A 14,228-nucleotide genomic window follows, 5' to 3' on the forward strand; every position below is an offset into this window, starting at 1 on the left:
GGCTCGGGGCGGGTCCATGGGGACAGGATCGGTGTCATGTACGCAACCTCACTGAACACATCCGCGTGGTTAACGGCTGATTGTGGCAGGCGTTCAAGACACGATCCGGCAAGTCCCCGGTATAGTCAGCAAACCGTTAATGGCGAATCCGGTGTCCTTGCTCAGCGGAGCACTGGCAACTAATAACAGGCTGTCTGAAACAGAGATGCCGTCCACCTCTGCGAGAACACCACATCGCATTTGCATGTCAATCTGACGCCAGTCTGATCCTCCTTCCGTCACCAGACTGGCGCAAAGAACTTCCCGTACTTCTTGGCGATATAGTCCTTCGGCGAGCGATGAGTAACGATGATTGTTGCTACCACATCCTCGAAAACAGAACTTCGGAGGACAGAAGTTATTCGTCAGAGATTTGCATCACCGTCTGCCCGGTGCACTGCCTTTTCTATCTCCTCGCCGCCAGCGCCTACGGCTCCCGCCGGATCGACTGCCGTTTCCAGTTCCTCCGGGGCGACAGCGAACGATCGGATTTTGCGCTTTGAGGCAAGAGCAAAGTGCGCCAGCATCGCGAGCAGAGCCATGCTCGGCATCACCGTCGCCAGCGCCGTCAGGGGATCGCTGAAGAGCAGTGCCGCAACCGCAGTTCCAGCAAGGCCAACGCCAATCTGCAGAAAGCCGGCGAGGGCCGACGCTGCACCCGCAACCTTCGGAAAGCCTGCCAGCGCTGCCGTGGTGGCGCCCGGGATCACCAGCGCGCTGCCGAAGGCCCAGATCAGAACAGGGCCCATGGCCGTAGACAAGGAGAGCGGCAGAAGGCGCAGGCCAATGCCAAACCCGATGGCTGAAACCGCAATGAGGATCAGCCCGACCGGAACCAGACGCATGACGTCAATCCGCCGCAGCAGCCGACCCGTGATTGCTGCCCCGAGGGCATAGAAGCAGGGCTGCGCCAGCATCACGAGACCGAACTGGGTTGGTGTCAGGCCGATCTTCTCCATCAGGACGAAGGGCAGGACGACCGCCATGGTATAGAACGCGCCGACAGCGCATCCCAGGACAAGGCTTCCCTGCATGAAGCCTTTGTCCCTGAGGAGCATCGCGTAGTTCTGCAGGACCTGTCCCGGATAGGCCTGCGTGGGATCAGGGGCGGAATTGGTCTCAACGCACCAAACCGCCATCACCAGCAAGGCGACGATGCCGTAGGCAACCATGACGAGAAAGATCGAATGCCAGCCGAGGGTGCTCAGGAGCATGCCACCGATAATCGGCGAGACCGCTGGTCCCACCGCGAGCATCAAACCAATCAGGTTCATGATGCGCGCCGAGCTCTGACCGGTGAACTGGTCGCGCACGATCGCTCGTGAGATAGCCACTCCCGCGGCGACGCCGACGCCCTGGAGGGCCCGCCCAATCAGGAGCCAGATGATCGAGGGCGAAAAGACGGCGATGACACTGCCCACGACATAGATGGAGAAGAAGCCGAGGGCGATCGGACGCCGGCCAAAGGCATCAGAGAGGGGCCCGCAGACCAACTGGGCAAAGGCAAAGCCAAACAGATAGACTGACAACGACATCTTGATCGCTGCCGGTGTGGTTTGCAGCACCTCGACGAGGGTGGGCATCGCTGGTGTGTAGAGCGCCATGCTGACAGAGCCGAGGGCCACGATGAGCGCCCCGATCACGGCGGTGCGGGTCTCGGACATGAGGGGCTTCATTCCTGCCCCCTCCCCGGCTCGCTAGCAGTAATGTTCGCCCGCATGCGCTTCAGCAGGGCTTGGAGCATCTCAACCTCTTCAGGACGGAAATTCTGCAGAGCCCGCTCCTGAACTTTCCTCGTGACACCATGAACCCGCTCAAGGATCGGTTGTGCCTCAGGGGCAAGCCGCACGATTTTGGCGCGCCGATCCGTTGGATCCTGTTCCCGCACCACAAGGTGCCGACTTTCCAGTCTGTCGAGAAAGGCAACAAGCGTCATGGGCTCGACATTCATTTGAGCCGCGAGTGCTGTCTGACGGGAGGCCGGAGAGAGGGCGACATAGGCCAAGGTCCGGGCTTCGCCGGGTGTCAGTCCCAGACCAGCTTCCTCGAGTGCTCGATCAATCCGAAGGCGCAACAGCCGTGCGCCGTCAGCCAACAGCAGGCCAAAGGTTTCTTCAGGGCGATTAGTAAGCATGCCTTATTATCTGAAGCGCTTACTAGTTTGGGAAGACCGCCATTGCACAATCCTGACCTGCGCCGACGGTATGATCAGGGCACTGGAACGTTTTGATGGCCAACGAGCAGATCCGGCCACTTTGGAATGAGGTCTGGAGTGAATTACTAGCAGTCAGTAGGTTACGCGCTATATGCCGCCGGGTTGATAAGCAGGAGCACGCGATGTCGGGTCATGTCTACAAGGTGGTGGAACTTGTTGGTTCATCTGAGACCAGCATTGAGGACGCCATTCAGACCGCGATCAAGCGGGCCAGTCAGACACTGAGAAATCTGCACTGGTTCGAGGTGGTCCAGACCCGCGGTCACATCGAGAACGGCGAGGTTCGACATTATCAGGTCGCCCTCAAAGCCGGCTTTACTCTTGAAGACGAGGCTTCGTAATCGAGGTACAACACACCTTCATCTGCTGGACCGAGCAGTGGCTTGGCAATGCTGAGATCCGTGATACAGACATCCACGGCACAACCGAGGGACCTTCATCGATGCTGATCCATCCCGGCAAACGGGCAACTCTCGCCAACGGGCGGCAAGAAGATTGGGATGAGGCTCGCGAGGTCTATTTGCTCGAACATGCCCCCGGGTTGAAAGAGCACTATGAAGCCCAGCAAAGAGCGTTCAGTCAGATCGAGGAGGATGCGAAGGACCGCCATCCCGACCCGACCCCAGACGACATAGCTGCAGCGCTCGCTGCGGAGGCTGCCCTTCCCTACCGGAAGAGAACAGAGGCCCAGTTGCGTCGCGACTTTGAGCCTTTGGCAACACATCTTCCTCAGGACATCAAGGGCAAGCGAAAGCGGTTCATCCAACGGAGTCAGCGGGCGTGGGACAGAGCCAATCCCAGACCGCTGAGTGATGAAATGCAACGTGCTCTGACGGCGGAATTCGTGAAGATCTACACCAGGGCTGCCCGGTCATAGGCGGCTTCACCACATACTGCGGTTGCTGGCGCTGGCAAGGATGCAGCTCATGTGAATTTCGCTCTCCTTAAGGGTAGACGCGCTGGGTTCGACACCCTCCGCATACCGCAGAGACGGTGAGACATTGGTGAACATCGACTGTCAATGATGTGCAACGCTGCCTGGCGTGTCGCAACTCCATCCGCTTGCGGCGAAGAACGGGCATAAGAAAACCCGCCTGGCTTGCACCAGGCGGGTTCTATTCGGGGCAGAGGTGCGGTCCCAGCGACGTCCCTGCAGCCCTGAATCCTTGAAGAAGGTTGGCGAGCTTATGGCCTGCAGCCGCAAGCGACCACAATCGGGCGTTCCGTCGCAGAAGACTCACAGCTCCCAGGCATTGCCATGCCGATTGTTGGTCTTCGGCTCCGGATCGCCAAGGCACCCACGCAGCGCCTCCGGGCCTGGAAAGTCGTGCTCGATCTCGCCGAAGGGTGCCGGCCTCTCAGTTTGTGGCGGATCCTCGAGCAGCTCGGCGTACGACGTCGCTCCCTGCTTGGTCTTCATTCGAACGACGCTCCCAATCAGCTCATCATGCAGCAGGAGATCATAGGCGTGAGACGGATCTGATCGCCGCATTGCCCAATGACGTCGGTTGCCTGGGAAACGTTGCTCTCAGTCATTGGACTCGCCGGCGGTCCGGTTGTCTTGAGGCCACCATGTGGAGCGCTCATCGAACTGCAGTTCGGCTCACCACCACAAGCCTGCCCCATCCGGCGAGAACGTTCCGTAAGTTCCATGGGCATAGATCAAAGGAGACGCAGCAGCCCTGGACGTCACCCCCACTACAACACCAAAGAACACGCTGTGCGTCGCCATCTGCACGACCTCTGTCACACGGCAATCGATCCCGGCCAGCGCACTCTTGAGAACCGGCGCACCGGTCACCAGAGGCATCCAGCTCCCAAGTCCGAACCGCTCCTCTCCCTTGATCCCCGTCTCGCCCGAGAACCGACGTGCAATGTCGTTCTGCTCGCTCGCCAGCAGATTGACCGAGAACCGCCCACTCTCGCGGATCGGGTCATGCGCGCTCGCCCCAGAGTTGATACAGATCAGAAGCGTCGGCGGATCGGCCGAGACCGAGCAGACCGCCGTGGCGGAAAGGCCCGCCCGGCGCCCTTCATGCTCTGTCGCGATGACAGCAACGCCTCCGGCTAAGTGGCGCATGGCCTGCTTGAACTCGTCAGAGGGGACCATCGATCGCTCACGCTGCCGTTGTGCCGCAGCTGCTACTCAGCCGCATCGAGCTTCTCGCCGAGGTTGCGATAGGAAGCGCCGGGGTGCGTGTCAGGCAAGAGCGACTGCCCTTGGCCAAACAGCTTCTCGCGTAGCGTGCCCTCGGCATACTCCCGCTTGTAGATGCCGCGCTCCTGCAGGATCGGCACGACGAGATCGACGAAGTCTTCCAGCGTTTCGGGGGTCACCACGCGGCTGATGTTGAAGCCGTCGACGCCGGCTTCCTCGACCCAGGACTGGAGCTCGTCGGCGATCTCCTCGGCGGAGCCGATCAAGGGCGGGTTGCGGGCTCCCAGCCCCTTGTCGAAGATCTTGCGCAAGGTCCAAACCTGCGAGCTGTCGCGGGTGAACGCCTCGAGCATCGACGCCATCGCGTCCGTCTTCTGGTACGTGAGCGGCTCATCGAGATCGTACTGGGAGAAGTCGATGCCGACGGTGCTCGAGAAGTGCGCCAGCGCGCCTTCCGCGCTCGCATACTTCAAGTACTCCTCGTACTTTTCCTCAGCTTCCTTGCGGGTGCGTCCGGTCACGATGGCGCGCCCGAGGAAGAACTGGACGCCGTTTGGATCCCGCCCCAGCTTGGCGGCCCGCTGTCGCACGTCCTCGACCGCCTTGCGGGTCTGCTCCTTGTTCGGTCGTAGAGGAAGATGCACTCCGCATGGTTGGCGGCAAAGTCCTTGCCGCGCGCCGAGGCACCGGCCTGATAGAGCACTGGGGTCCGCTGTGGCGAGGGTTCCGACAGATGGATGGCATCGACATTGTAGTGACGACCGGCATGCTGAATCCGGTGCACCTTGTCGGGGCGGGCATAAAGGCGTCGCTCCCGGTCACGCACGACCGCATCGCCTTCCCAACTGCCCTCCCAGAGCTTGTACACCACTTCCATGAATTCGTCGGCGACATCGTAGCGGTCGTCATGCTCCCGCTGGGCCGTGAAGCCCATGGCTCGGGCTGCGCTGTCGAGATAGCCGGTCACGATGTTCCAGCCGACCCGGCCCCCGGTGAGGTGGTCGAGCGTCGACATGCGGCGGGCAAAGAGGTAAGGCGCCTCGTAGGTGAGATTGGCCGTGATGCCGAAGCCGATGTGCTTGGTCGCTGCGGCCATCACAGGCACCACGAGCATCGGATCGTTGACCGGCACCTGCACGGCATTCTCCAGCGAGGGGGCCGGGCTGCCCTTGTAGACGTCGTAGACGCCGACAATGTCGGCCAGGAAGATCCCGTCAAACAGGCCACGCTCCGCGGTCCTGGCCAGGTTTTGCCAGTACTCGATCGTATTGTAGGCGGTGGAGCGGTCGCGCGGGTGGGTCCACAGGCCGTGTTGGATATGGCCGACACAGTTCATGTCGAAGGCATTGAGGCGGATCTGCTTTGTCATTGGGATCCCTGTTGGACTGGTCCTGACGCGCTTCTGGCGTCGTACGTTCTATAGAACGCACCCGGAAATTGCCAACCCCCGTCCGCCGGGGAAATCCCGGTCTTCTGGGATTTTTGCCGCCAAGCTTGTCCCGTAACAGCTAGGATTTCCCTAAACCGGCGCGCGATCGTTCTTTATGGCGAACGAGTCCTTGACAGAGAACGGGCGCCTGCTCAGACTGTGCCGAACGCCCTGCCCTTTGGTGCAGACGATCAACTCTAGAGGAATTTCCATGCTGCGACGTCTGCTTGCCGTGTCGTACCTATCCCTGCTTGGCATCGCAGGTGCCCACGCCGAAACGATCAAAGTCGGGGTCACCGCAGGCCCCTTTGCGGAAGTGCTCGATGTCGCCAAGACGAATGCGGCTCGTGATGGGCTGACCATCGAGTCGGTTGAGTTCAGCGACTTCGTGGGACCGAATGCGGCGCTCGCAGCCGGAGACCTGCACGCCAACTCCTATCAGCACCGGCCCTTCCTGCAAGCCCAGCTCGATGCCCGGGGCTATGACCTCGTGCCTGTCGGCAAGACGGTGCTGGTTCCAATCGCCTTCTATTCCAAGCGCTACAAAACTGTGAATGACATTCCGGCAGGTGCGACCATCGCGATCCCGAACGACCCCAGCAACGAGGCACGCACACTCCTGCTCCTGGAAACGACAGGGCTGATCAAGCTGCGCCCCGACGCCGGCTTCAAGGCTACTCCGATCGATGTGGTCGAGAACCCGAAGAATATCAAGTTCATCGAGCTCGAGGCAGCGCAGCTGGCGCGCGTACTCGATGACGTTCATGCCGCTGCCGTGAACACCAACTATGCCCTTCAGGCAGGGCTGAATCCGTTGGATTCGCTTGTCAGGGAAGGGGCGCAATCCCGCTACATCTGCGAGGTCGTCGTGCGTAGTCAGGACGCTGACAAGCCCTGGGTCAAGCAGCTGGTGGCGGCGTTCCAGTCCCCTAACGTGAAAGAGTTCATTGAGACCCGTTTCAAGGGCGCTGTCATTGCAGGCTGGTAGGTCAGCCCGCCTCCGGCGAACCGAATCTTGATCGGAGCTTTGGCTGCTGCTCTGGCTCTATTCGTGATGTCCTCTGACAGGAGGGCACGCGACAATAGCCGAATCCATCGCATACACATTGTTTACCATGGCTCCGGCAAGATGCGGGTATCGGGCGCGTGGCGTATCAGCCCGAACAGACACTCTGGCGCCATCCGTCGGCGGCATTGAGGTGAGTGGAGAGCTTCCTCTCCGCTGACGCCCTGGCTGTGAGATTTCGAGACAGCACTTTCAGCCAGGGCGCTTTGCGGTGTCGAATGCCCGCCCATTGCAGGTCAAGACCTAACGGGGGCTGACCAACAGGAGCGTGCGGTGGCCCGTTACTATTTCGATGTCCAGACCGGGAAGCCGCCCGTGCGCGATGACGAGGGCGCCGAGTTCGACAGCTTGGAGGTCGCCGTGCAGGCGGCAGCCCGCTCGGCGGCTGAAATCGGTACAAGCCGGCTGGCAAGAGGCGATTTCAGCGATGTCATCATCGAGGTGCGGGACGAGCAGAAACAGCGCGTCGCCACGGTGACGGCGTCGATGCGGATCGAGCGGCACGGCTCGTCCTTTCAGAGCCCGCATTCCTGGAGCGCGTAAGCCTCAGGACGTCTTCCAAAAGTGCGCTTGATCAACCGGCGCAGGTGGGGAGGAACGCCTTGGCATATTGGCAACCAATTATCGGCCCGCTCCGTTGTCTGCGATGTGTGACGCACGGAGGGTTCCCGATGAGCCGGAAGGATCGTGCTGCGCTGTGGGGACGCGCAGGCCCTATCCTGGTGTCGCTCGCCCTGATGGGCGGGCTCGTGGCCGAGCCGCTTCTGCGGCCCTTGTGGTCCCCGCCACTGGCCATCGCCCAGCGGTAGTGAGAACTGCCCATCAAAGACTTGGCGGTCGCGATGCAAACTGAGGTCGCCGACGCCGACGGATCTGTTACTGTGCCGCGACTGCCTTCGCTACTCGGTCAATCGCCTCCACCATCTCCGTGAGGCGGTAAGGCTTAGGGAGAAAAGGCACTCCCGCTTTCTCGCACATCCCGTGGCAGATCCGTGAACGGCCCGAGGTTAAGACAACCGACACGAACGGTTGGAGAGACACGGCAGATTTTGCCAGCTCAAAGCCGTCCTGGCCACCCAGATTGATATCGGTGAACAGGACATCTACCGACACATCCCTTAGGATGATCTCGGCCTCCTCCGCGCTGGCGGCCGTCAAGACCTCGTAGCCCGCGTCCGTCAGGACTTCAGCCGCAATCTCGCCGATGATCAATTCGTCCTCGACGACGAGAACGCGCTGGCGCAGGGACTTCGGGGCTTGGTTCTTCGGCTCGGAGCGGGTCCATGGGGACAGGATCGGTGTCATGTAAGCAACCTCACTGAACGCATCCGGGTGATTAACGGCCGATTGTGGCCGGCGTTCAGGGCAGGAGGTGGCAAGTCCCCGGTATGGTCAGCAAAGCGTAAAGCCGGAGCCGGTTTCTCGATCAGGGCAACACCGCGTCCGCGTCTGATGGCCCTCACCAACTCGCTGGTTATGCACCCGACCAAGTCCAATGATGAGAGGGATTACGTATCCTGGGCCTGGCCGGGAGTACGGTTGGGCAACCGGTCGACAACGATGCGCCTCTCCCGGTGGCTTTACAAGAAACCCATCCGGCCAGTCCATGGCTCTTTCGCCGCACCCAGCTTGAGCTAATGCTACACCGCACCATCTGGTCTGCAGTTCGCATGGTCTGCAAAGGAAGGTCGGGCATCGCAGTGACTTCAAGGTGACATCTGATCACCGATTCCGGCGCTTCGGGCTTGGGCAGCCGATCATACCTTGCGCCACGCCATCCCCATCGTCATCAAAGGCGGACGCCTGGATCACGTAGCCTTCCGCTTCAACCCAGGCAATCATGAACGAGGGTGTCAGCGGGTGGCCAGAGCCGTCGAACATTGCGACGCAGTCCTTATGCAGGGTGAAAGCGATCTTACTAATCCGCGGCAGATCCACCACGACGCTGTTCTTGGGATAGCGCGGAGTGAAATCGACCGGCTCACGCAGATACTCGATGTTGCTATCGGTCCAATCGAGTTTCGCGTTGTTCAGCAGTTGCTGCATCAGGGCAAAGCGCTCCGGTGTCATGCCGCTTGCTCCATCTGGTCGATGTTGCACTGGTAGACAGTGAAGATGACCGCAGCGGTCCAAAGATGCTTTGATCCTGACTGCAGTCAGGCTATGCACTCATATCCAGGGCACATACCAGGATGGCAGGTTGGCGGTCTCAAACTCGACCCCATCTGCTCCGGTATTGGCTCGGTTGATGTCCCGCAGTTGCTCGAACTTCACATCAGATAGGATCAGCGTCAAGAACGAGGCCCGACAGGGCATGTGGATAGAGGGGCACAGCTTCTTGTTGTCCAGATCAGCAATGTTGCCATCGAGCATTGTGCTGTCGATCGTTCGCCTGATTGTGCGATGGCGTGACTATGATTTTGATAAGACGTCACTGATTTGATGCTGGCGACGATACGTGGTGAACTTTGGGCCTCTGGCCTGCCGGCGGCACAAGCAACACCGCGAGAAGCGACCCTAATCGCGTCGCGCCCAATGCTCTTAATGATTCAATCACCAAACAATCTTATCCTCCAGTATCTTCAAGACCAGTGTGATGAGCATGTCGGCCCGTCCATTCTGACCCATAGAGGCAATTGCCTCAGAAATTGCCGTTTCGTTATTGCAGGAGTTCCCATGTTCCGAACCTTGGCATCGTTGCTCGGCGACTGGCAGCGAGCTGTGACCGTTGTTCTCGGAGTGGGGGCCGCTGCAGGATGGGGCATGCTTGCGGTCTCGAGCCAATCCGCAGCTGAAACCGAACGTCAGTTGCAGGAGTGGGTTGCCACACTCCAGGACAGCCAAAAACAGCTGTTGCTGGAGAGGGACCGATCCCAAGTTGCATCCGTGGAAGTTGCTCGGTTGCGCGACCAGCTCAATTCCGCCCAGGCTGAGATCGCTCGTCTTGCCCAGGGCCGAACTCAGGCTCAGTTGAAGGAACCTGTGGACCGGCGGCCGGTCGATGGAAGTTCATCCCCGGCACGTCTGTCGCAGAGCGGCGTATCACAAACAGGCTCCATCCGGAGCTTGCCTCCAACTCCGCCGCAGGTGCCACCACGTCCGGCGCAAGCAGTGCCTACGAAACAAGGTGGTACCATGGTCTTTCAGGCTGGCGACAGAAAGCGACAGGGACCGGAGCAGGCACCGGTCCTGAAGCCCGGAGGATAGGCCCTTAGGCCTTGTCGAGAACCAGCGTTGCAATTGCCGGCGCTCTTGAGGCGCGTCTGGGCCAGAGAGGCTGCACTCACTGGTCGGTTATGCCGCCATCCGGCTCGGGGGACGAGGCGCTTGAGAACGCCACTTGGGCTGCTTTCGACGGCGTCGTCAACCTCTTCGATGGCGAACCGTAGCTCACAGAGAAGCAACCGGAGAGTGCGTCCATGATGCAGCACGAAGGATCGGCGCCGCGAGCCTTTGAACCTGCGCCGAGGACAGGAGGACAAGCGCCTCTGCGACGTTGATGTGGCTTATGCGGCTGTCCGATTGAACCACCGGCTGATCAGGCTCGGCCTATCGGCTGCGACGATAACACTATCCGTGCCAGTCAGTCTCCGCGCCGCCTCAAGATAGGCTTGAGCCGCTGCGCTACCAGGGCTGCCCACGGTCACCGGGGCTCCAACGTTAGAGCTGCGCAACACATCTCCACTCTCCGGGACGATGCCCAGCAGCGGAACGGACAGGATTTCCAGCACGTCCTCCACCTTCATGATTTCGCCACGCCGAGCGCGAACAGGATCATAGCGGGTGAGAAGCAAATGCTTGTCGATGCGGCGTCCCTGCTCGGCCTTGGCTGTTTTGGCATCGAGCATGCCAATGATGCGGTCGGCGTCGCGGATCGAGGATACCTCCGGGTTGACGACCACGACCGCCACATCGGCATGCCGCATCGCCAGGGTGGCTCCCTTTTCGATTCCCGCGGGACTGTCGCAGATCACCCAGTCGAACTGCGCCCGCAACTCCGCGATGACGCGTGCGACCCCATCCTCGGTCAGGCTATCCTTGTCCTGGCTCTGCGAGGCAGGCAAAAGAGCAAGCGTATCAAGGCGCTTGTCGCGAATAAGGGCCTGCGCGAGCTTGGCCTCGCCCTTGATGACGTTGATGAGGTCAAAGACCACGCGCCGCTCGGCGCCCATGACCAGGTCGAGATTGCGCAGGCCGACATCGAAGTCGACGACCACCACCTTCTGTCCGGCCTGTGCCAGCGCTGCCCCAAGCGCCGCCGTCGAGGTCGTTTTGCCGACTCCGCCCTTGCCGGAGGTCACCACGAGCACCCTGCCCTGTCGGACCTTAGTCTTTGCCTTGGTAGCCTTTGGCCTTGGTTTTTTCATCGCTGGCATTTCTCCAGAGAGACCGTGAAGGGCACGGCACCGACGCAGGCATACGCGTGACTGAGAGGTCGTCAGCAAAAAGGAAGCGGACTGGAGCCGTTGCGGCCTTTCGCCCCTCGCAGGCATGCCCATTCCGCGCTCGAGATGGTTACCAGGAAGTTAACGATCGCCAGCAAGCGCCTGTTAGCGATCTGTTAACCATATTGCGGTGAGCATGTGCGGGCAGATCCGGCTCAGGGATCGGCTTCGGCCTCCAAAGCAGACGGGATGTGAATCGACCGTCTCGTTCTGCTTTGGAGATGTATCGCCCCTGATCGAAAAACGGACGCCGCGTTCTGCGTCTGCGAGCATGCTCGATCTGACTGCCAACAGTCGGTCGAGATCGACACCTCGACTTACCCAAACCGTTCAATGTTCTGGCAACTCGGAGACAGTCATGACACGGTCTTCCCAACGACGGATCAAGCGGTGGTTTTTTGACGAGCTGACACGCCGCCTTAAATGGTGTGACGAGATCCATTCCGATCGGCCCCACTTTCCTGGACCACACGCATCTGGCCTGTCCTCGCGTCCAGCGGAAGGTTTCAGCGAGGATCGCTCATGACCGCTGCCGTTCGACAGGAGCCATGGACCAGGACTGAGACGAGCCCTGGAATGGTCGGCCTTTTCCGATCAGCCTGCCGATATGGCGGAGGCTGAGACTCCTTCCTCAGCGGATGGTTGGCCGAGTCTCGGAGTTTCTATCTGCGCCAGCAACGCGCGCCGCCTGTGACCCAGAGCAACTGGAGGAGGCATATGCCTGCCAACACGACACACTATTCTGTGCGCATAGGAGATGGCATCAGCCATATGCAATCATCCGAGCTTCAATCTTTGCAGCTATCGCTCCGGGCGACGCTCGCCGCGATTGACTTCGCGTACGAGAGCGACATGGAGACCGTGAGGAAGAGCTCTGTGGACGAGCTGTTCAAGCGGGCGACGATCCGAAGGCTGCAGGAGCATCATCGGGAGCGGCGCATGCCCTGTGTTGCGCAACTTGAACGCTTGCAGGGGCGCATCCAGGCACGAGCCGCGTGACTGTGCGCTGGAGCCGCTGAGTCCCATTGCGTTCGTACTGGATGCATCACTTCACAACCGCCGGAGTGGAGCGGTATGTTCCCGCGCTGTGCCACGCCATGCGGATCATCAGCCCGCCATAGTGGCCGAAGTTGGCGGGCCACCAGTCCTGGGTCTCCGTCATCAGCGCATGCAGGTCCTTGATGACCGCGTTCAAGTCGAGGCTCTTGAATTCCTGAGCGTAGTCGAACGCTTGGGTGATCATGCCGCGCTCAACGCACAGTGTTGTCTGGATCGCTCGGTTGTTCTTCCAGCGGCCGGCATTCGCCAGAGAGAAAGTCCCGGATCCGGTAGAGGCTGAAGGTCATGGGTGCGCTCGACAGGCTGATGTGGAGCATCCCGATGGGCGAGGCGCCGATCCGGAAGAAGCCGACGAACTCGCTCGTGCTGAGAAGCCCTTTCTGCAGTTTCTGCGAGAATGTTGCGCCATCAGGGAGCGCATTGGTGAGGATCAGGGTCGAGGTGTCGAAGTCGAAGCTCTGCCAGGACAGGGCAAACGGCTCGGCCGGATCGGCCTCTTCAATTCTCCCCTCGGCATTGGACCTGACGTGCGAGAGCGTGCTGCAATGAAGTCGTGCGGCTTCGGCAGGATCGCCGAACAGCGCTGTGCCGGCGGTCAAGACGGCCGCGAGACGCGCTGAAGTCACCTTGGCGATCCTCATCGGAGGCTTACCGAGAACCGTGCGATGCACTCAAACCAACAATAACGCTCGCATGGCAGGAAACCACGTTGTGGCGGATTACAAATGGGGGAAGATCGCGTGACCGATGCCTCGACTACGCAGCCGCTCAACGGGAGCACGCTGTGGGATCATGGCGACAGCACGCTTGGGCATGGCCGCCCTAGCGGACGCCGATGGTCTGTCGGCTGCCGAGGATCCGGCGGACACGATCCAGGGTGCCCCCGAATGCTGGCGCGACGATTTCAATGCCAGACAAGCGACAGGCATCGACGCCAACATGGGAGCAGATCATTATCTGCTTCAGATCGGGATCGGCTCAGCTATCTTTGGCATGAAGGCCAATGCTGATCGAATGGAGGAATTCGATGCGCGTGCCGGCAATTGTGCTGATGGGCATCGTCCTGTCAGGCTGCGTTTCGTCAAGCGAGTCGCCATCCCAGCCCGTTCCGCCAGCCAATCTCGGGTCGACACAGGCAGCACCTCCCGTGCCCCCGGCCGCCATCCCGGCGGCCCTTCCGCCAGGATACACCCGGCACATTACCTACAGGGATGGCAGGTTCACTCTGCCGGACGGCTCGACCGTGCCTGCCGATCCGAACGGCGGGTTCACGATCTCCACCGGGGCCTATATTCCACCCGACGGAACAGGCGGAATCATACTCCCGAACGGGGCGCGATGCATTTCGGACAGCGCACGAGGTTACTTCTGCCCCTGAGGCGTCCCTCCTCGGTCGGTTGTTTCCTTCAAGCCGGATGTTCGACCTAGAGCCCGCCGCCTGCATGATCCGCTGAATTGTCATCCGCTGCCTCGAGCATTCGTCAAATCCTTCGAGCCTGAATGCAGCAGAGGTAGACCGCGGTCGTCGACAACTGCCTCGCGAGAGTTCGCTCTGGGATTCCGTGCCCAGCATCTACCGCCTCCGGACGGTCTTGTCACTCGGTCTTGAGCGGACGTTCAAGCTATTTCTCGGACTGCCATTTGGAGATGTTCCCGACCGAGCACAGCCGCTGAATTCGCCGCTAACATGACGCGAGGTTTCTCCATCCTTTGTCGGATGTGCAGACCGAGAGCACAAGCCCGGCCCGGCTCCCCAGGCCCTCGCACCCAAACGACAAAGGGCACCCGTTCCGGTCATGGCAGCACGAGCTCAAAAT

General features: G+C 60.6%; 15 protein-coding genes and 2 pseudogenes. 6 read left to right on the forward strand and 11 right to left on the reverse strand.

Annotation, left to right across the window (positions count from 1 at the left end; translation table 11 throughout):
* Nucleotides 1–404 precede the first annotated feature (404 nt).
* Nucleotides 405–1,715 (reverse strand): multidrug effflux MFS transporter, encoded by a 1,311-nt coding sequence (locus JKL46_RS32000; protein ID WP_201842255.1) that lies wholly within the window; start codon nucleotides 1,713–1,715, stop codon nucleotides 405–407.
* Nucleotides 1,712–2,173, reverse strand: a complete 462-nt coding sequence (locus tag JKL46_RS32005; RefSeq protein ID WP_201842257.1) for a MarR family winged helix-turn-helix transcriptional regulator — start codon at nucleotides 2,171–2,173, stop codon at nucleotides 1,712–1,714. Before JKL46_RS32005 ends, JKL46_RS32000 begins: the two co-directional genes overlap by 4 nt.
* A 203-nt stretch (nucleotides 2,174–2,376) precedes the next feature.
* On the opposite strand from JKL46_RS32005, the gene JKL46_RS32010 reads away from it, so the two are divergent.
* Nucleotides 2,377–2,595 carry a dodecin gene (locus tag JKL46_RS32010; protein ID WP_201842259.1) on the forward strand — a complete coding sequence of 73 codons (219 nt, stop codon included), beginning with the start codon at nucleotides 2,377–2,379 and terminating at the stop codon, nucleotides 2,593–2,595.
* Nucleotides 2,596–2,696: 101 nt separating this feature from the next.
* Nucleotides 2,697–3,131: a hypothetical protein gene (locus JKL46_RS32015; protein WP_201842261.1), complete on the forward strand. Its 435-nt coding sequence runs from the start codon at nucleotides 2,697–2,699 to the stop codon at nucleotides 3,129–3,131.
* 360 nt (nucleotides 3,132–3,491) lie between these two features.
* On the opposite strand, the gene JKL46_RS32020 is transcribed toward JKL46_RS32015, so the two are convergent.
* The 3 genes and pseudogenes from JKL46_RS32020 to JKL46_RS32030 all read right to left on the reverse strand — a co-directional run bounded on the left by JKL46_RS32020 (nucleotide 3,492) and on the right by JKL46_RS32030 (nucleotide 5,781).
* Nucleotides 3,492–3,674 (reverse strand): hypothetical protein, encoded by a 183-nt coding sequence (locus JKL46_RS32020; RefSeq protein WP_246529681.1) that lies wholly within the window; start codon nucleotides 3,672–3,674, stop codon nucleotides 3,492–3,494.
* Nucleotides 3,675–3,857: 183 nt separating this feature from the next.
* Entirely contained in the window at nucleotides 3,858–4,364 is a 507-nt protein-coding gene (locus tag JKL46_RS32025) for a flavin reductase family protein (RefSeq protein WP_201842265.1), read from the reverse strand.
* Between the two features lie 32 nt (nucleotides 4,365–4,396).
* A pseudogene (locus tag JKL46_RS32030) lies at nucleotides 4,397–5,781 on the reverse strand (LLM class flavin-dependent oxidoreductase).
* 271 nt (nucleotides 5,782–6,052) lie between these two features.
* Between JKL46_RS32030 and JKL46_RS32035 the strand changes: the two are divergent.
* The 3 genes from JKL46_RS32035 (at nucleotide 6,053) to JKL46_RS32045 (ending at nucleotide 7,716) form a co-directional block, all read left to right on the forward strand.
* A complete protein-coding gene (locus JKL46_RS32035; protein WP_201842267.1) occupies nucleotides 6,053–6,829 on the forward strand; it encodes a MetQ/NlpA family ABC transporter substrate-binding protein in 777 nt (258 codons plus the stop codon).
* Nucleotides 6,830–7,180: 351 nt separating this feature from the next.
* Nucleotides 7,181–7,450: a DUF6894 family protein gene (locus tag JKL46_RS32040; RefSeq protein ID WP_201842269.1), complete on the forward strand. Its 270-nt coding sequence runs from the start codon at nucleotides 7,181–7,183 to the stop codon at nucleotides 7,448–7,450.
* A 128-nt stretch (nucleotides 7,451–7,578) separates the two neighbouring features.
* A complete protein-coding gene (locus JKL46_RS32045; RefSeq protein ID WP_201842271.1) occupies nucleotides 7,579–7,716 on the forward strand; it encodes a hypothetical protein in 138 nt (45 codons plus the stop codon).
* Nucleotides 7,717–7,783: 67 nt separating this feature from the next.
* Here the strand turns inward: JKL46_RS32045 and JKL46_RS32050 are convergent, their stop codons facing one another.
* The 4 genes from JKL46_RS32050 to minD form a co-directional block, all read right to left on the reverse strand.
* The gene (locus tag JKL46_RS32050; protein WP_201842273.1) at nucleotides 7,784–8,212 is read right to left on the reverse strand and encodes a response regulator; all 429 of its coding nucleotides are present in this window, start codon (nucleotides 8,210–8,212) and stop codon (nucleotides 7,784–7,786) included.
* Nucleotides 8,213–8,629: 417 nt separating this feature from the next.
* A complete protein-coding gene (locus JKL46_RS32055; protein ID WP_201842275.1) occupies nucleotides 8,630–8,977 on the reverse strand; it encodes a hypothetical protein in 348 nt (115 codons plus the stop codon).
* A 99-nt stretch (nucleotides 8,978–9,076) separates the two neighbouring features.
* Nucleotides 9,077–9,280: a hypothetical protein gene (locus tag JKL46_RS32060; RefSeq protein WP_201842277.1), complete on the reverse strand. Its 204-nt coding sequence runs from the start codon at nucleotides 9,278–9,280 to the stop codon at nucleotides 9,077–9,079.
* Between the two features lie 1,133 nt (nucleotides 9,281–10,413).
* Complete coding sequence (minD, locus tag JKL46_RS32065) at nucleotides 10,414–11,274, reverse strand: septum site-determining protein MinD (RefSeq protein ID WP_201842280.1); 861 nt, start codon at nucleotides 11,272–11,274, stop codon at nucleotides 10,414–10,416.
* A 795-nt stretch (nucleotides 11,275–12,069) separates the two neighbouring features.
* Here minD and JKL46_RS32070 point away from each other — a divergent pair.
* Entirely contained in the window at nucleotides 12,070–12,351 is a 282-nt protein-coding gene (locus tag JKL46_RS32070; protein WP_201842282.1) for a hypothetical protein, read from the forward strand.
* 64 nt (nucleotides 12,352–12,415) lie between these two features.
* Here the strand turns inward: JKL46_RS32070 and JKL46_RS32075 are convergent.
* Both JKL46_RS32075 and JKL46_RS32080 read right to left on the reverse strand, forming a co-directional pair.
* Nucleotides 12,416–12,625 (reverse strand): annotated as a pseudogene (locus JKL46_RS32075) (hypothetical protein); the annotation flags it as partial.
* On the reverse strand, nucleotides 12,603–13,037 hold the full coding sequence (locus tag JKL46_RS32080) for a hypothetical protein (protein ID WP_201842284.1): 435 nt from the start codon (nucleotides 13,035–13,037) through the stop codon (nucleotides 12,603–12,605). The pseudogene JKL46_RS32075 and the gene JKL46_RS32080, both read right to left, overlap by 23 nt.
* Nucleotides 13,038–14,228 lie beyond the last annotated feature (1,191 nt).

The organism is Microvirga zambiensis WSM3693, from assembly GCF_016735695.1.
In the GTDB taxonomy this organism is placed as follows: Bacteria; Pseudomonadota; Alphaproteobacteria; order Rhizobiales; family Beijerinckiaceae; genus Microvirga; species Microvirga zambiensis.